The organism is Thiohalophilus sp. (assembly GCF_031581315.1).
In the GTDB taxonomy this organism is placed as follows: Bacteria; Pseudomonadota; Gammaproteobacteria; order UBA6429; family Thiohalophilaceae; genus Thiohalophilus.
In genome coordinates this window covers 1-16,015 of record NZ_JAVLAZ010000055.1, presented here as the reverse complement: position 1 = coordinate 16,015, position 16,015 = coordinate 1, and the positions used below count along the sequence as shown (strand labels likewise).

Annotated in this window: 18 protein-coding genes; 12 read left to right on the top strand and 6 right to left on the bottom strand. The window is 55.6% G+C overall.

Translation table 11 applies throughout. The features are described from left to right. Together RI563_RS09085 and RI563_RS09080 are read left to right on the top strand one after the other, a co-directional pair. Positions 1-511, top strand: a 511-nt coding sequence (locus tag RI563_RS09085) for a porin (RefSeq protein ID WP_310694057.1), incomplete at its 5' end; no start/stop codon positions are given. A gap of 420 nt (positions 512-931) precedes the next feature. Beyond that, positions 932-1,972: a class I fructose-bisphosphate aldolase gene (locus tag RI563_RS09080; protein WP_310694056.1), complete on the top strand. Its 1,041-nt coding sequence runs from the start codon at positions 932-934 to the stop codon at positions 1,970-1,972. Between the two features lie 95 nt (positions 1,973-2,067). Here the strand turns inward: RI563_RS09080 and RI563_RS09075 are convergent, their stop codons facing one another. After that, positions 2,068-2,379 carry an FHA domain-containing protein gene (locus RI563_RS09075; protein ID WP_310694055.1) on the bottom strand — a complete coding sequence of 104 codons (312 nt, stop codon included), beginning with the start codon at positions 2,377-2,379 and terminating at the stop codon, positions 2,068-2,070. 384 nt (positions 2,380-2,763) lie between these two features. On the opposite strand from RI563_RS09075, the gene RI563_RS09070 reads away from it, so the two are divergent. Further along, positions 2,764-2,910, top strand: a complete 147-nt coding sequence (locus RI563_RS09070) for a hypothetical protein (RefSeq protein ID WP_310694054.1) — start codon at positions 2,764-2,766, stop codon at positions 2,908-2,910. Positions 2,911-2,924: 14 nt separating this feature from the next. Here the strand turns inward: RI563_RS09070 and RI563_RS09065 are convergent, their stop codons facing one another. Continuing rightward, entirely contained in the window at positions 2,925-4,199 is a 1,275-nt protein-coding gene (locus RI563_RS09065; protein WP_310694053.1) for an HD-GYP domain-containing protein, read from the bottom strand. A 530-nt stretch (positions 4,200-4,729) separates the two neighbouring features. On the opposite strand from RI563_RS09065, the gene RI563_RS09060 reads away from it, so the two are divergent. From RI563_RS09060 to RI563_RS09030, 7 genes are all read left to right on the top strand, one after another. After that, a complete protein-coding gene (locus tag RI563_RS09060) occupies positions 4,730-5,371 on the top strand; it encodes an energy transducer TonB (protein ID WP_310694052.1) in 642 nt (213 codons plus the stop codon). Positions 5,372-5,376: 5 nt separating this feature from the next. Further along, positions 5,377-6,093: a MotA/TolQ/ExbB proton channel family protein gene (locus tag RI563_RS09055; protein WP_310694051.1), complete on the top strand. Its 717-nt coding sequence runs from the start codon at positions 5,377-5,379 to the stop codon at positions 6,091-6,093. After that, positions 6,093-6,503, top strand: a complete 411-nt coding sequence (locus RI563_RS09050) for a biopolymer transporter ExbD (RefSeq protein ID WP_310694050.1) — start codon at positions 6,093-6,095, stop codon at positions 6,501-6,503. The genes RI563_RS09055 and RI563_RS09050 overlap by 1 nt, the downstream gene beginning before the upstream one ends. 5 nt (positions 6,504-6,508) lie before the next feature. Next, positions 6,509-6,688: a hemin uptake protein HemP gene (hemP, locus tag RI563_RS09045; RefSeq protein WP_310694049.1), complete on the top strand. Its 180-nt coding sequence runs from the start codon at positions 6,509-6,511 to the stop codon at positions 6,686-6,688. A gap of 116 nt (positions 6,689-6,804) precedes the next feature. Continuing rightward, complete coding sequence (locus tag RI563_RS09040; RefSeq protein WP_310694048.1) at positions 6,805-9,045, top strand: TonB-dependent receptor family protein; 2,241 nt, start codon at positions 6,805-6,807, stop codon at positions 9,043-9,045. Positions 9,046-9,211: 166 nt separating this feature from the next. Further along, positions 9,212-10,693, top strand: coding sequence for a DASS family sodium-coupled anion symporter (locus RI563_RS09035; RefSeq protein WP_310694047.1), 1,482 nt, complete (start codon positions 9,212-9,214; stop codon positions 10,691-10,693). A 33-nt stretch (positions 10,694-10,726) separates the two neighbouring features. After that, entirely contained in the window at positions 10,727-11,032 is a 306-nt protein-coding gene (locus RI563_RS09030) for a hypothetical protein (RefSeq protein ID WP_310694046.1), read from the top strand. Between the two features lie 49 nt (positions 11,033-11,081). Here the strand turns inward: RI563_RS09030 and RI563_RS09025 are convergent, their stop codons facing one another. The 4 genes from RI563_RS09025 to RI563_RS09010 form a co-directional block, all read right to left on the bottom strand. Further along, positions 11,082-11,660, bottom strand: a complete 579-nt coding sequence (locus tag RI563_RS09025; RefSeq protein WP_310694045.1) for a YceI family protein — start codon at positions 11,658-11,660, stop codon at positions 11,082-11,084. Positions 11,661-11,673: 13 nt separating this feature from the next. Then, positions 11,674-12,225, bottom strand: a complete 552-nt coding sequence (locus RI563_RS09020; protein WP_310694044.1) for a cytochrome b — start codon at positions 12,223-12,225, stop codon at positions 11,674-11,676. Between the two features lie 80 nt (positions 12,226-12,305). Next, complete coding sequence (locus RI563_RS09015) at positions 12,306-13,250, bottom strand: MBL fold metallo-hydrolase (protein WP_310694043.1); 945 nt, start codon at positions 13,248-13,250, stop codon at positions 12,306-12,308. A 217-nt stretch (positions 13,251-13,467) separates the two neighbouring features. Then, entirely contained in the window at positions 13,468-13,671 is a 204-nt protein-coding gene (locus RI563_RS09010; protein WP_134084124.1) for a cold-shock protein, read from the bottom strand. 314 nt (positions 13,672-13,985) lie between these two features. Here RI563_RS09010 and RI563_RS09005 point away from each other — a divergent pair, with 314 nt between their 5' ends. After that, a complete protein-coding gene (locus RI563_RS09005; protein WP_310694042.1) occupies positions 13,986-14,846 on the top strand; it encodes a tetratricopeptide repeat protein in 861 nt (286 codons plus the stop codon). Positions 14,847-15,278: 432 nt separating this feature from the next. After that, the coding region (locus RI563_RS09000; protein ID WP_310694041.1) for a GTP-binding protein at positions 15,279-16,015 on the top strand (737 nt) is incomplete at its 3' end.

The following is a 16,015-nucleotide window of genomic DNA, read 5'->3' as shown; positions in this document are numbered from 1 at the left end:
ACAGGATAATAACGACAATGACCTGATCAGCGTATCGCTCACCTACAGCGCGGATCAACTGACGATTGGTGCGGCACTGGAACAATGGTCACTGGATCCGGCAAACCAGGCCGAAGAGGTCGATAACCTGCGTCTGACTGCTACCTATACTATGGATCAACTTCAGTTCGGGGCCATCTTCGAGTCCACCGACAGTGATGATACGACCTACGACCGTGACGCTTACGGGGTGAATGCCAAATACCGGTTCGACGAGACACTGGATATGCGTGTGCAATATCTCGTCGCGGACGATCACAGCGGGCAGGCCGACTCCGGGGCGCAGCACCTGGCGCTGGGCGTATTTAACCAGCTGGATGAGGCGACCCAGATCTATGCGGCCTATACCCTGACCGACAATGACGCCAATGCAAACTATCAGGGGATCGATGGCGGCCACGGTGACGAGCTGACAACCACCGCCGGTGGCAGTCCTTCTTCCATCTCTGTCGGCGCGGTTTACAAGTTCTGAGCCAATTTCGTTTAACAACGGTAATCCCCCAAAGCGGATCTGTCATCCCGTGACAGATCCGCATTTATTCGCAAACCTCCCCTGAACGCTGTTGCGGGCTTTTTAGTCAATAAACTGAAGTTATCAAATGGCCATAATCCTGCACTTTCTGTAACAGCTTATCTCCCCGTACTTTATGCAGGCTTGTGAGCGCCTGTCTCTGGCCGTTTTGCGTCTCTTTCATGGCTGCACTGTGAGTGCTGTTATCTGGTACCGCTCCGGGACATAAACAATATTTTTTAGTCGCGAGTGAGTTTGTGCGCTAGCTTTATGAGGTAAGAAAATTCAGCATATTAATCGGTCTACGGATCGCCAAATCAGCATTAAGTGTTTTCGGCACCGGGACGAAGAATGAACGTCAAACAAATAGGAGGTCGTACAATGGATTACGCTGCACTGAAGCAGACTGCTCGTGCCATGGTGGCACCCGGACAGGGCATTCTGGCGATAGATGAAAGCAATCCCACCTGTGGTAAGCGCCTGCAGGCCGTCGGCGTTGAGAATACCGAGGCCAACCGGATAGCCTATCGGGATCTTCTGCTCGGAACACCCGGACTGGGTGAGTACATCAGCGGTGCTATTTTGTACGATGAAACCATTCGCCAGAAAAATCCTGAAGGGCAGGCTTTTATCGAGCTGATGCAACAGCAGAATATTATTCCCGGGATCAAGGTCGATACCGGGGCCAAGGAACTGGCATTGCATCCGGGAGAGAAGGTGACCGAAGGGCTGGATGGCCTGCGCGAACGACTGGAAGAATATCATGGCATGGGTGCGCGGTTTTGCAAGTGGCGCGCGGTGATTACTATCGATATGAAAAAAGGTCTGCCCGGCCGTGCCTGTATCGAGGCCAATGCTCATGCGCTGGCCCGCTATGCCGCGCTGTGTCAGGAAGCCTCACTGGTGCCCATCGTTGAGCCAGAAGTGCTGCTGGATGGCGGACATTCCATTGAGGACAGTTTTGTCATCACCCGCGAGACCCAGCACACGGTCTTCGAGCAGCTCTATCGGCAGAATATTTTCTTCGAGGGCATGGTGCTCAAGCCCAGCATGGTGGTCAGTGGTAAGGAGAATGCCAAACAGGCCGGCATCCAGGAGGTGGCCGAGCGTACGCTGGAATGTCTGCAACAGACTGTCCCGGCGGCAGTGCCCGGCATTGCCTTTCTCTCTGGTGGACAGAGCGATGAGCAGGCCACGCAGCACCTGAATACCATGAACCGGTCGGCTGAAACGATGGCACTGCCCTGGCAGCTGACTTTCTCTTATGCGCGCGCTCTTCAGCATCAGGCACTGACGACCTGGAAAGGAGACCCTGCCCAGGTCGAGGCCGCCCGCAAGGCGTTGCTGCATCGGGCCAGACTCAATGCACTGGCCAGCAAAGGCGAATACCGGGATGAGATGGAGCAGCAGGAAGCTGCCTGATTCAATCGTCGAGCTTTGTCTCAGGGCCTCGCCGGGCGATGGTGTCAACATCGCCCGGCTTTTTTATGCCTGTCGGGCTGATGACATGTTATTTGTCAGACGAAGGTTCTGACCTGATCGGATTCGGGATCCAGGCGAAGCTGATGATCGCCAATTTTCAGTACATCCCCCGGTTGCAGAACTTTTTTGTGGACCTTCTTGCCATTGACATAGGTGCCGTTAGTACTGCCCAGATCCTCGACGTGCGTGGCATTGAAGTACGTCACGATGCGGGCGTGATGTTTGCTGATCGTTTTATCATCCAGGTGCAGACTGTTGTCCTCGGCACGGCCAATGGTGAGCGTGCCGGCGGCGAGTTCACACACCGTAATCTGCTGGCTGTCACGTAATACCGCGATTCTGGTCATAGGTCCCTATCCTGTTCCGGTGTATCCCTGTCAGGCCACTTTTATCAAAAATACGGAAATCGGGTTATGCCCGGGTCTCATTTGAAGTGATGAAACACGGTTTTCTCTTCCCTATTATCCACTTTTCACAATAAAACAAAATCAGGGTAATTACCTAGGCTATAACGGGTATGCCTGAGCGCAGAAACAGGCTGATTAAAGCGGAATTTAAATACCTGAGTAATAAACTCTGTATTTTGGCAGAGGAACCTGTTTGCCACAATAGTCTGTTCTGACTTGTAAATGACTTAAAAAAACCTACAAAATTAATTGTCGCAATACGGTGCTTATGACCGAAAGAGCGTCTATTTCCGACAGAACGAGCCGTGAAGTGGAGGTTTCAGAATGAATGGGCAATCTGAAAACGACCCGAATGAGCAGCGCGAAAAGCAGGATAACTGGTTACGTCCACTACACCAGAGACTGACCCGGGAGCTTTTACAGGTTATCTCGCACCAGGAATCCATTATCGCTGGCTGCAACGAACGTTAACCGTGACAGGGATGTCAGAGTGATAGAGTCTCAATGGTAATCCCATAGTCGCCGTCAGCAAGCGTTCTGCGTATATTCACTGCCTGGTTGTTGATGTTGTAATTATCCAGGCTGACCAGGGTATAGGAGCCGTACGGCTGCTTTTCCGGGTTTAGCAGCAAAATAACATCCGGTCGCAGATTATGGCCGGATTTCTGGGCCTTGACGATGCCGACTTCCCCCGAGCTTAGTTCCACCAGCGAACCGGTCGGGTACGTGCTCAATGCCTGGATAAAATACTCGACCAGCATTTCATCAAACAGTCTTCCGCGTTGTTTATAAAGCATTTCTTCGGCCTTCGACGGCGACAGAACCTGGGCATAGGGTCGCGGGCTTGTCACGGCAACATACTGATCCACAAGACCGGCAATTTGTCCGAATAAAGGTATCCTGCTGCCTTCCAGGCCGGACGGGTAGCCCCCGCCATTAAGCCGCTCATGATGGGTTTGTACAATCTGGATGACTCCTGCAGGGTAATTCGCACTTTGCGAAAGCAATTTTACCCCCAGATCAACATGGGATTTCATCTGCTCCCATTCGTCATCACCAAGACGTTGTTTTTTATGCAGCAATTCTTCTGGAAGACACATTTTACCGACATCCATTAACAGACAGCCGATAGCCAGGTTATGCAACTGTTGCTCCGACAGGCCGAGTTTACGTCCCAGCGCCGTTGCCCAGACTGCTGCGGTCAGGGCATCTTTATACAAAAAGGAATCGAATTTCCGAAGGCGAGTTAACCAGATATAGGCATCGGGATTGCTGGTGACACTATCGACCAGTTTTCTGGCGGGTTGTTCAACCATCTCAAAGGGAAGTGTGCCTTTGGAGCGTATATGCGACTCCAGTTCTTTAAACAGATGGGTAAACTTTTTGTGATCCGGCTTCGCCCGTTTGATTTCCTTGTCAATATGTACAGGCTTGTTATAACTGACCTGATGCAGGATATCTGGCCGAACGGACGAATCTGCATGATCTGAAGGACGTTTTGTCAGCTCAATTTCTTCGTCGGGGACTATGACATAAACATTTCTCGCGTGGCGCCTCAGTTCATCTATATCCTGCTGGCTATGCAGTTCAAACCCCTGGAACATGAATGGTGTTTCGGTCCAGGGTCGATCAAGATTGGAAACATACATCCCTATTTCCAGAGCGTCAGATGAAATTTTCTTTATCGGCATGAGTATTCGTCGTAATGCTGGTGTATTACATCCTGAGGAAAATACCTTGCCCGGACCCATATTCTTCATAATCCCGTATCCGTCAGCGCTACACTGATGGCCGGAAGGCGTTGCAGATATTTCTTTAATCTAACATAGCAGTTAACAGGCCTGATTACCGGGTAAATTTGCTTGCAGGAAAAAGGAGCGGAGGGTTTGCCGGGTAAAGGGGTAATAATGGCCAGGGGTTATGTGAGCAAGTGGAACAGCCCGACCAGCGCGCCAATCACAATCAGGCACAACAGACAGGCGAGCAACAGTTTGCCAATCATATGTATCCGGACTCCGGGTTTGCTCATCTCTCGTTGATTTGATTTACGGTCTGGTCGAACGCCGGGAGTGTCTGCGTAAGAACAAGTGTAGGAAAAACTGAATGTGTACTACAGGGGTAAAAGACGCTTATAAAGTGCGCCATTGAAAACTATATAAAACTCATCCGGTTCGGGTGACAGAATATTTCTCGATCTAATTGACAACGATTATCATTACCATTACGATTCAAGACTGTTGGCCGGCCGAATTTCTGCCGGAGAAATTCAGTCAATGGAGGCCCTTGGCGCATGAGGACCACAGGAGCAGCTCGATGGACGGCCCGGTGTCGGGAATGTCTCCTGTGTCGTCCTGTCAAGGGGCTGTTACTGGGGGCGAGTCTGGCCGCTCATGGGGCCGCGCTGGCCTGGATGCTGGGGAGCAGCGATCCGCAAATGTCGCCGGTCAGCAGTACCACCCGGACCATGCAGGTGAGTCTCGTGGAGCGAAAACCGGCCCCTCAAACGGAGCCGGAATCAGAACCTGAACCGAAGCCGGAACCCGAGCCGGAACCCGAGCCGGAACCCGAGCCGAAACTGGAGCCGGCTGAGTCCGAACCGGAACAGCCGCTTCCAGACTCGGCCGAAGTGCAGGAGCCGGAGCCGATCACCAGCGAGCCGGTTTTCGAGGCGGATTATCTGAATAATCGCCCACCGGCCTATCCGCGCGCCTCATTGCGACTGCGCGAAGAGGGCGATGTGCAATTGCGCGTGCGCGTGGGGCCCGATGGTAAGCCGCGCGAAGTGAAGCTGGCCAGTTCCAGCGGCTCGACCCGGCTGGATCGAGCGGCCCTGGAGGCGGTCCAGCGCTGGGGCTTTGAGCCGGCGCGCCGTGGCGGCTCCGCGGTGGCAGCCTGGGTTGTTGTGCCCATTACATTCAAACTGGAGAACTGACGTTTATGTCACTGGATTATGTTTTTGCACAGGGCGATGGGGTTCTGATTGCCGTGTTTCTGACACTGGTATTGATGTCCGTGGCGACCTGGTACCTGATTCTGGCGGGCATTGTGCTGGTGAGCGGTCAGCGCAAGGCCAATCGCCGGTTTGTCGAAGATTTCTGGAATGCCCGTGAGGTGACCGAGGCGGAGCAGGTCGCCCGGCAGTCCGCCAGCCCGCTGGGGCGCATTGCTCTGGCCGGCATTAACGGTCTGCGTCACTATCGCGACCGGGAGCACGCCCGGCTGGGCGATGCCTGCAGCACTGATGAGTTTCTGGTACGCACCATTCGCAATGCCATGAACAGTGAAAACGCCCGTCTGCAGTCGGGTCTGGCCCTGCTGGCTTCCATCGGCAGTACCGCGCCATTCGTTGGCCTGTTCGGCACGGTATGGGGGATTTACCACGCCCTGCTGGATATCGCCGCGCAGGGCTCGGCCAGTATGGAAGTGGTGGCCGGTCCGCTGGGCGAAGCGCTGATTGCTACTGCCGCCGGCCTGGCCGCGGCGATTCCCGCGGTGCTGACCTATAACGCCCGGGTACGGGCCAACCGGGTATTGATGGATGAGATGGATGCCTTTGCCCATGATCTGCATGCATTTTTGACGACCGGCGCGGGCATCTCCCGGCAGCCGACGTCGAACGCGCCGCCGTTGCGCGTGGCCGCGGAGGGTGCGTAATGGCCTTTGGCGGATTCGGCCAGTCGAGCGAACAACCTATGGCGGAGATCAACATGATCCCGCTGGTGGATGTGATGCTGGTGTTGCTGGTGGTGTTCATCATTACCGCGCCGGTGATTACCCACGCGGTCAAAGTAGAGTTGCCGGCGGCCTCGTCTGCACCAAGCGAGCAGGATGAGGAAACCGTAATCGTCAGCATCGAGGCGGATGGCCAGTTGATCTGGAAAGAGCAAGCGGTCTCCTGGGAGCAGTTTGTTAATCGACTTCAGGGACTGAGCGGTTCGCAATCAGAACTGCACCTGGAGGCGGATCGCACCGCGACCTACGAGCGGATTGCCAGGGTTATGGCCGCGGCACGTCGTCACGGGATTGAAAAAATCGGTTTTGTCACCGAGCCGGAGTCCAGGTAACAGGCATGAACGAGAAGCGACAAACAAACCGTAACGAAGTAACCGATACAGCAGGAGAACCGGGAGTCCATCTGGTAAGCAGCGAGGCCCTGCTGCCAGCAGGTCGTACGCTGCATATCGAGCACCGGGGCGAGATTTACATGCTGCGCAAAACCCGCAGCGGCAAACTGATATTAACCAAATAACGGCATTTAAAATTTAAAACGCAACATCCAACATTCACTTACCGCCAGCCAGCTGTGTACCTGTCAGTACCAGTCAGCCAGCCCAAAACAAATTGTTCAATCAATGGGAGACTGACATGCACAGTAAACGATCTTTCTATAACCGCAATACCTCACGAGGATTCACCCCACTGGCCGCTGCCGTGGCGGTGGCCATGGCGTCGATGCAGTCGGTTTACGCCGTCGATAGCAGCACGGCATCAACACGTATTCTTGAACGGGTGACCGTGGTTGGCAGCCAGCAGGGCGCGCAGGAAATAGCCGGTTCCGCGCACTTCATCAGCGAGGAGGAACTGGAAAAGCATGAATACAGCGATATCAACCGTATCCTGCGCGAAGTGCCCGGCGTGAATCTGCAGGAAGAGGAGGGTTACGGCCTGCGGCCGAATATCGGCATGCGCGGTACTGGCGTGGATCGCAGCGCCCGCATTACATTGATGGAAGATGGTATTCTGGCGGCGCCCGCTCCCTATGCCGCACCGGCCGCCTATTATTTCCCCAGCGCGGGACGGATGGAATCGGTCGAAGTGCGCAAGGGGTCCAGTTCCATCAAGTACGGTCCGAATACCACCGGCGGGGCGCTGAACCTGATCAGCCGTTCGATTCCCAATGAATTCGGCGGCCAGGTCGACGTCAGCCAGGGCAGTGACACCACACGCCGTACCCATGTGCACATGGGAGACAGCGGCGAGCAGTTCGGCTGGATGGCGGAAACCTTTCAGTACAGCTCGGACGGCTTCAAAAACCTGGATAACGGCGGCGATACCGGTTTCGATACTCAGGATTACCTCACCAGGTTCCGCATCAATACCGATGCCGAGGCGGACACCTATCAGGAGCTGGAGCTCAAGCTGGGCGCTTATGATGAAATCTCCAATGAAACCTATCTGGGGCTGACGCAGGACGATTTTAACACCACGCCGTATCGCCGGTATGCCGCCTCGCAGCGGGATCAGATGAATGCGGATCAGCAGCAATACAGCCTGCGCCATTTCGCCGAGCTGTCACCGACCATGGACGTAACCACTACCTTGTATCGCCAGGACTTCGCGCGTAACTGGTACAAACTGGACAAGGTTAATGGCAACAGCATCAGTGGGATCCTGGACGATCCAAACACCTTCTCCGCCGAAATGGCCGTTATCAAAGGCGGCGACAGCGTGGATGATTATCTGGCGGTCAAAGCCAACAATCGCGAATACTATTCACAGGGTATCCAGTCCGTACTGGGTACGTCGTTTGACCAGGGTGGCGCGCGGCACGATATCGAGTATGGCCTGCGCTATCATGAGGATGAAGTCGACCGTTTCCAGCATGTCGATCAATATAAAATGGATAACGGCACACTGGTACTGACTACCGCCGGTGCACCGGGCTCCGAGAGCAACCGGGTCTCCAGTGCCCGGGCGTTGGCGGCATTCGTGCAGGATACCATCACTTTCGATAAATGGACCCTGCAGCCGGGCTTGCGTTATGAGTCCATCGACACCGAACGCAAGGACTATGGCACCAGCGATCCCAACCGGACCGGCAGCAACCTGACCGTTACCGAGCATTCGGTGGATATCTGGATTCCGGGGCTGGGCGCGACCTATCAGTACAATGACAGGGTCAGTCTGCTGGCCGGCGTGCATCGCGGTTTTACCCCGCCGTCGCCCGGCTCCGATGCCGATCCCGAAAAGAGTGTCAACTTCGAAGCCGGGTTACGCTATAACGATGGGGCGATGCGCGGTGAAGCGATCGCTTTTTATAATGATTACAGCAATCTGCTGGGTACCTGTACCGCTTCCAGCGGAGGTGGTTGCACCATCGGCGATCAGTTCCAGGCCGGCGAAGTGACCGTGCAGGGTCTGGAAGCGTCACTGAGCTGGGATCTGGCGGCCGACAGCGACAAATCCTATGCGCTGCCCCTGCGCTTCGGTTACACCTATACCGATGCCACCTTTGACAACGGCTTCTCCAGCAGCTTCGGTGAATGGGGAACGGTCGAGCCGGGTGACGAAATGCCTTATTTGCCGCAGCATCAGTTGACAGCCGGTATCGGTGTGGAACACACCAGCTGGCGCGTCGACCTGGCGGCCAAGTATATGGGCGAGATGCGGACCGTGGCCGGCCAGGGCGGTGTCCCGGCGGATGAAAAAGTCGACTCCCATGTGGTGTTTGATCTTGGCGGTGATTATCGCTTCGCCGAGAACAGCAAGGTCTACCTGACCGTTGAGAACCTGCTGGATGAAACCTATGCCGTGGCCCGCCGCCCGGCCGGTGTGCGTCCCGGCAAGCCGCGCACGTTCATGCTGGGGCTCAAGCACGACTTTTAAACTTCTCCATTAACTCCTCTGCCATTGGTGGTAACTTACCCGCATCCGTCCCCGGATGCGGGTTTTTTTATGTCTGCGCAGGCGGGACGATTGCCGGTTTCGGAGTGTTTGAGTATGGTAGATGCGACACACTCATTCAGGCAGTAGAGCGAAAACAGGGGGCGACATGCGACTGAAGGAAATCGGCTTTAGCCGACGGCAATTGATTGGCCTGGCACTCGGCCCTCTGTTGTTTGCCATCATGCTCCTGATACCGACGCCGGAAGGCATGTCACCCGAAGGACAAAAAGCCGCAGCAGTGACCCTGCTGATGGCCACCCTGTGGATTACCGAAGCGATCCCGATACCGGCTACTGCCCTGATCCCGATCGCATTATTTCCGTTGCTGGGCGTCATGCCGACCGCCAGGGTGACGGCGTCCTACGCCAATCATCTGATCTATCTGTTCATGGGCGGTTTTTTAATCGCCATGGCAATCGAGCGCTGGGGACTGCACAAACGCATTGCCTTGCAAACCATTCGACTGGTCGGCACCACGCCCAGCCGGGTGTTGCTGGGGTTTATGCTCGCGACCGCTTTTTTGTCCTGCTGGATCAGCAATACCGCTACCGCCATGTTAATGGTGACCATCGGCATGGCGGTTCTGCGTCAGCTGTCGCCGGAACAGCCGGCTGAGGACGAAGCCCTGACACCGACCTGGTTCGGGATTTCACTAATGCTGGGGATTGCCTATGCCGCTTCCATCGGCGGGATCGCGACCCTGATCGGCACGCCACCCAATGCCATTCTCGCCGGCGTGGTGGAAAAACAGTACGGCTACAGTATTGGTTTTGCCGAATGGATGCTGTTCGCCGCACCTTTGTCGGTGGTGATGCTGTTTATCACCTGGTGGTTTTTAACTCGCGTCGCCTTTCGTCAAACCATGGCGGAAGGATTAAGTGGGGGACGCAATGTCATTCGCCAGCAACTGGATGAGCTCGGGCCCATGAGTAAGCAGGAAAAACGGGTGTTGATCGTATTCGGCTTCGTGGTGGCTGTCTGGTTGTTCCGCGGTCTGTTGACTGATATTCCGGCGTTGAGTGAGATTACCGACTCCAGTGTGGCGATCCTCGGCGCACTGTTGTTGTTTGTGATCCCGGCGGATATTAGAAAAGGGCAGTTTCTGCTCGACTGGAAGACAGCAGTACGCATTCCCTGGGACATCATCATTCTGTTCGGTGGTGGCTTTGCCCTGGCCAGCGGCTTTGCCGCCAGCGGTCTGACAGAATGGCTGGGCGGGCAGCTGACCCTCTTGCAGGATGCAAATATGGTGATCCTGGTGGGCGCGGTGGTCTTGCTGGTGATCTTCATGACCGAAGTGACCTCCAATACCGCGACCGCCTCGCTGTTATTACCGGTGATGTCCGGTTTTGCCCTGGCGGCTGAAATTGCACCGCTGGCGTTGATGGCAGCCGCGGCACTGGCGGCTTCCTTCGCCTTTATGTTGCCGGTTGCCACGCCACCCAATGCGATTGTGTTCGCCAGTCGCCAGGTCACTATCCCGCAGATGGCGCGGGTCGGAATATTACTGAATCTGATCGGCGCCGTACTGATTACCGGTTTTATCTCGCTGGTATTGCCGTCGGTGCTGGAACTGGGCGTCAACTGACGTCTTGTCATTTATTTGTAAAGGAGCAGGCCAATGAAAGCATTGTTGATTCGCCCTGAAACCCAATCAATTGAGCCAATCGATATCAGCCGTTATGAGGACATCGTCAAGTTGATTGGTTATGAGACCATTGCCATCGACGAGGTTGACGCTAACGGTGATCGCCTGTTTTTTGATGAGGATTGTTTCCTGCGTGGCAGTGAGGGTCGATTCCAGATTGACAGCCTGATTCCTGTCTCCGGTAAAGGCGTGGTCATCGGGGCAGAGGAAGACGGTTCCGGTTTGCGTGATGTGACACTCTCTCAGGACGAACTGGCAGGGCGAACCCGGTTTCTCTAATGCAGCGATAGTGTCAAAAAAACCGGGTTAGCGCCTGCGGTTAACAGAATTACTGGCGAATCCCCTCGATTGACAGTTCCAGCTCGGCATAGGTCGAGGCCGGGCCCAGATCGTAATCGATATTAAAGTCCTTCAGCTTGATGGTTGTGGTGCCCTCAAAGCCACGGCGATAACCGCCCCAGGGGTCCTCGCCATGGCCGACGTGTTTTACGTCGATGGTGACATTGCGAGTCGCATCCTTGATGGTGAGATCGCCCTTGAGTGTGGCGGTGCCGTCACCATGATCATTGAACGAAGTGCTGACAAAACGGGCCTTGGGGTATTTACTGACGTGGAAAAAATCTTCACCACGCAGATGCTTGTCCCGTTCGGCATGGTTGGAGTCGATGCTGTCCATGTCGATGGTGATGTTGATCTTCGACTTGTCCGGATTCTCTTCATCATAGGTAAAACTGCCGTCAAAATCGTTGAAGCGGCCGTACAGCCAGCTGTAACCCAGGTGCTGAATGCGGAACTGGATAAAAGCATGCTGCCCTTCGGTGTCGATCTTGTACTCGGCGGCCATGAGCGGGCCCGAGGCAAGTAATAACAAACCGGTCAGCAATGAAGTGATGCGCCTACGTGACATAAGGAACTCCTTGTTATTGGTCATGGGTGAAACGTAGCATGCGACGCAAGGTGGCGTCGCGGTCGATAAAATGGTGCTTGAGCGCCGCCAGAGTATGGCCGCTGCTCAACACAATCAGCCCCCAGGCCAGCCAAAAATGAAACAGGCCGGCAACGTCTTCCTGCTCAGGCAAATCGTGGATGGTGGCCGGCACGGCAAACCAGTCAAACACCGCGATCGGTTTGCCCTTGGCTGTGGAAATCAGATAACCGCTGATCAGCACCGCAAACATAAACAGGTAGAGCAGCCAGTGCATGGTGCCGGCGAGGCGTTTTTCCAGCGGCTGGCCAATCGCCTCGGGATGGGGATTGCCCAACCGCCAGATCAGCCGCAGCAGGACCAGCGCAAACAGCAGGAGACCGACCGACTTGTGGATTGCCGGTGCCTCGGTATACCAGCTGTCATAGTAGGTCAACTCGACCATCCACAAACCCAGTGCAAACAGGCCGATGATAACCAGTGCTGTCAGCCAGTGGAGAAGTATGGCAACCGGCCCGTAACCGGTTGTACTGTTAGCCAGGCGCATGAGTTTCTATGGCTCCTGCCGAATGAGGGAAAGTGTCATCAGTGATGATAAATCCGTGTTTTTGTACGTGCCCGATTATTCTAGAAAGTGGCGGCCTCGACCTGTAAATAGACCCGCGGCACATCCCGTGGCAGTTTTTCGTCCATGCCGGGGTAGGTTTCGGCAAAGTCGGTCAGCCGATCGCGGACCAGCGGCACGGTCTCATAGGCGGCCAGCCCGGTGTTATAGCCTTCTTCCACGGCCTGCCACAGCGAGGTGAGCAGTTCATGCAGCCGTTCAATGCCACGCATATCCGTTACGTTGCCGTGCCCCGGTATGACCGCTTCGGGCTGCAATTGTTCCAGCTTGGGCAGCAGTTTGATCCATTGCTGCAGGTTTGAATTGTTGGTCGAGGGCATGCGATCCGAGTAGATAACATCGCCGCTGATCAGCACCCTGTCATCGGGTAGCCAGAGCAGCAGATCCCCCGGTGAGTGACTGTCACCGGAAGGAAACAGCACGATCGTTTTGTTACCCGCTTGCAGTTCCTGGCGTGAATCAATGGCCGTATCCGGCGGGACAATTCGGGAGTTACCGGTGGCGCCGCCGGTCAGGCGTTTGAAATTGGCAACCCAGTTTTCCCCCTGTGCCCGGATCTGATCGATGACCGACTGGGTGGCATAGATATTCTCCACACTGTCTTCGAATGCCGCGTTGCCCAGCCAGTGATCCCCGTGGGCGTGGGTGTTGAGGATCCAGCGCACCGGCTGATCGGTGACCCCGGCAATCGCCGTTTTCAATGCCTCGCCGATTTCGGTGGAACTGCCGGTATCCACTACCAGCACACCGTTGCCGGTAACCACAAAGGCACTGTTCGAATTCCAGCCACGATTTTGCGGATTGGGCAATTCTCGGGTCGGCGGGATAACCGCGTAAATGCCGGAGGCGAGCTGTTCAGGTTGCATCGAAAACCGGGGTTCCGCCTGCACCATGGTGGCCCATAACGCGATGATGATGGTTACAACACGTACGATAAGCTGAGCCATTGCAACAGGTCCTTGCGTTGGTGTCCGGTCAGCCAATACTGATGGACTATTCAGGCTCATTCTATCAAGGCGCCGTTGGCGGGCAAGTGCGGGGCCACTGTGTTGTCTGGCGTCGAATTTTGCGGGGCGGTACAGGGAGTGAGTATTTTCGGGGGCTAAAAAAAGAAACGGCAGCCCTGGGGCTGCCGTTTCGATGTGCGGATTGTAGAAATCCGGCTCAGGCGGCGGTAACGCGTGCTGCCTGCGGGCCTTTGGGGCCGTTTTCGACTTCAAAGCTGACCTGTTGGCCTTCAGCCAGGGTCCGGAAGCCATCACCGACAATGGCGGAGAAATGGACGAAGACGTCTTTGCCGCCGTCTTCCGGGGTGATAAAGCCAAAACCTTTGGATTCGTTAAACCACTTAACGGTACCGTTAACCATGGAAAATACCTCAATCTTTCAATATGTAAATAATGGTCGTGCAAATCATTTGAGGCAGAATTCAGGAAAAATCGGGAAGGTACAACTGAGGTCGCGCCGGTATTTCTTGAAGAACCTTAATAATATGCAGTTAGTAACACGGTGCCTTTCGGCACCATGACTTCTTACGAAGTAAGACCATCATACCCCGTTTCAACGCCACACAACAACAAAAAATTTGATTCTGTCGTGCGTGGCTGCCGCCGGAATTGAACCGCAGTGGGGGATGTGTTTCAGTAGATGGCCCAATTCCTGCAAAGCCAGTGTCACAGACGATGAGTGAGACGCCCGATTCCCCCTACATCCTGAGCGCCGATGACGCGAATTTTGCGTCGCAAGTGCTGGAAAACTCCCATCAGGGGCCGGTTCTGGTCAGCTTCTGCTCGCCCGCCGCGGCGATCTGCTCGAGCCTCTCACCCGTGCTGGAGAAGGTGATTCGCGCCTGCGAAGGCGGTGCCTTGCTGGTCAATATCGACGTGGATGCCGAAGAGGCACTCGCCCGACATTACGGGGTCATCAGTGTCCCGACCCTGAAGCTCTTTTATCGTGGCGAGGTGGTGGCTTCCCGTCACGGCTACCAGACGGAGGAGGCTGTGCGCCGGCTGCTGAATCAATACGTGGCCCGGGAGTCGGATCTGGCCCTGGCCGACGCGGTGGATTTGTATGTTCGCGGCGAGCAGCAGGCCGCCTATGCGGCCATTGCCGAGGCGGTGGCCGCCGATCCGGACAATCCACGCCTGCCGCTGACCCTGTGCAAACTGCTCAAGCACGAGCAACGCTATGCGGAGGCACTGAAGATACTCAACAGCCTGCCGGATTATCACGCCGCACACCCCGAGATTTGCCGCCTGCACGATACGCTGACGTTTTTTGCCGAGCGCGATCCCGATCAGGACCGTGCCAGACTGGAAGTGCGGCTGAGCGAGGAACCGTTCGCGCTGGAAACACGCCGGCAACTGGTGGCGCACTACGTAGTAAGCGAAGACTACGCCCCGGCGCTGCAACAATTGGTCTTTTTGATCGAGCAGGCGCCGGAATTCGAGGGGGGGTATGCCGCGCAGGCCATGCGGCGCATATTCAACCTGTTGGGCGAGGATCACTCGCTGGTCCTGGAATATCGCTGCTATTTGCGGTGATTTATCCCCGGTTCACTGCGCTCAGGGAATGCCGGCACAATCATAGCTGATAGCTTCACCGCTCTGACCGGCCCTCGTCCGGGACTCTCCGGGCGGTTTCATCGTGCCTTGTCCGGCGGGCGGGGACTCCAATTTATAGGCTCTTCTGGGGTCGGGCCCAATTTGGCCCGCTTGAAGCGGACAAATTCGGCCCCATATCGGCTCGACAGCGCCAAAACGGGCCTGCGCCGGTGTGGCGTCCGAACGATTTTCCGTAAAATCGTCCCTCCGGCCCCGATTGTCATGCACATTTTTTGTCACTTTGGGTATAATGCGCGGCTTATTTTGGCGCCAGCGCCGCACAGGCACTCTCCTGGTGGTGGTCCAGGCTTATTACCATCACAAACCGGCCCGGCTCAGTAACGGGCAATTGAATGAATTGCAGGTAGAAACATGATTGATTTGAGCAAGTACAGAAATATCGGCATTTTTGCGCACGTGGATGCCGGCAAGACCACCACCACCGAGCGTATCCTCAAGCTGAGCGGCAAGATCCACAAGCTGGGCGAGGTGCATGATGGCGAATCCACCATGGACTTCATGGATCAGGAATCCGAGCGCGGGATTACCATCCAGTCGGCGGCTACCAGCTGTGCCTGGAAGGATCACCGTCTTAATATCATCGATACCCCCGGCCACGTGGATTTCACTATCGAGGTATACCGTTCGCTGAAAGTGCTGGACGGCGGTGTCGGTGTGTTCTGTGGCTCCGGCGGCGTCGAGCCGCAGTCGGAAACCAACTGGCGCTACGCCAACGATTCGGCTGTTGCGCGCCTGATTTTCGTTAACAAGCTGGATCGCGTCGGCGCCGATTTCTACCGGGTGGTCGCCCAGGTCGAGAAAATTCTGGCGGCCACGCCACTGGTGATGGTGCTGCCTATCGGCATCGAAGATAATTTCAAAGGTCTGGTCGATCTGCTGACCCGAAAAGCCTGGGTCTGGGATGACACCGGGCTGCCGGAAAATTACGAAATCCAGGATGTGCCGGCCGATATGGTCGATCAGGTCGAAGAATGGCGTGAAAAGATGATCGAAACCGCCGTCGAACAGGACGACGATCTGATGGAAAAATACCTGGAAGGCGAGGAGCCGTCGGTCGAGGACATCAAGCGTTGTATCCGCAAAGGTAC

Bases quoted from the DNA above. Each gene is read 5' to 3' on its own strand.
- RI563_RS09080 (WP_310694056.1), top strand. From the start codon at position 932: ATGGATTACGCTGCACTGAAGCAGACTGCTCGTGCCATGGTGGCACCC.
- RI563_RS09075 (WP_310694055.1), bottom strand. From the start codon at position 2,379: ATGACCAGAATCGCGGTATTACGTGACAGCCAGCAGATTACGGTGTGT.
- RI563_RS09070 (WP_310694054.1), top strand. From the start codon at position 2,764: ATGAATGGGCAATCTGAAAACGACCCGAATGAGCAGCGCGAAAAGCAG.
- RI563_RS09065 (WP_310694053.1), bottom strand. From the start codon at position 4,199: ATGAAGAATATGGGTCCGGGCAAGGTATTTTCCTCAGGATGTAATACA.
- RI563_RS09060 (WP_310694052.1), top strand. From the start codon at position 4,730: ATGAGGACCACAGGAGCAGCTCGATGGACGGCCCGGTGTCGGGAATGT.
- RI563_RS09055 (WP_310694051.1), top strand. From the start codon at position 5,377: ATGTCACTGGATTATGTTTTTGCACAGGGCGATGGGGTTCTGATTGCC.
- RI563_RS09050 (WP_310694050.1), top strand. From the start codon at position 6,093: ATGGCCTTTGGCGGATTCGGCCAGTCGAGCGAACAACCTATGGCGGAG.
- hemP (WP_310694049.1), top strand. From the start codon at position 6,509: ATGAACGAGAAGCGACAAACAAACCGTAACGAAGTAACCGATACAGCA.
- RI563_RS09040 (WP_310694048.1), top strand. From the start codon at position 6,805: ATGCACAGTAAACGATCTTTCTATAACCGCAATACCTCACGAGGATTC.
- RI563_RS09035 (WP_310694047.1), top strand. From the start codon at position 9,212: ATGCGACTGAAGGAAATCGGCTTTAGCCGACGGCAATTGATTGGCCTG.
- RI563_RS09030 (WP_310694046.1), top strand. From the start codon at position 10,727: ATGAAAGCATTGTTGATTCGCCCTGAAACCCAATCAATTGAGCCAATC.
- RI563_RS09025 (WP_310694045.1), bottom strand. From the start codon at position 11,660: ATGTCACGTAGGCGCATCACTTCATTGCTGACCGGTTTGTTATTACTT.
- RI563_RS09020 (WP_310694044.1), bottom strand. From the start codon at position 12,225: ATGCGCCTGGCTAACAGTACAACCGGTTACGGGCCGGTTGCCATACTT.
- RI563_RS09015 (WP_310694043.1), bottom strand. From the start codon at position 13,250: ATGGCTCAGCTTATCGTACGTGTTGTAACCATCATCATCGCGTTATGG.
- RI563_RS09010 (WP_134084124.1), bottom strand. From the start codon at position 13,671: ATGGTTAACGGTACCGTTAAGTGGTTTAACGAATCCAAAGGTTTTGGC.
- RI563_RS09005 (WP_310694042.1), top strand. From the start codon at position 13,986: ATGAGTGAGACGCCCGATTCCCCCTACATCCTGAGCGCCGATGACGCG.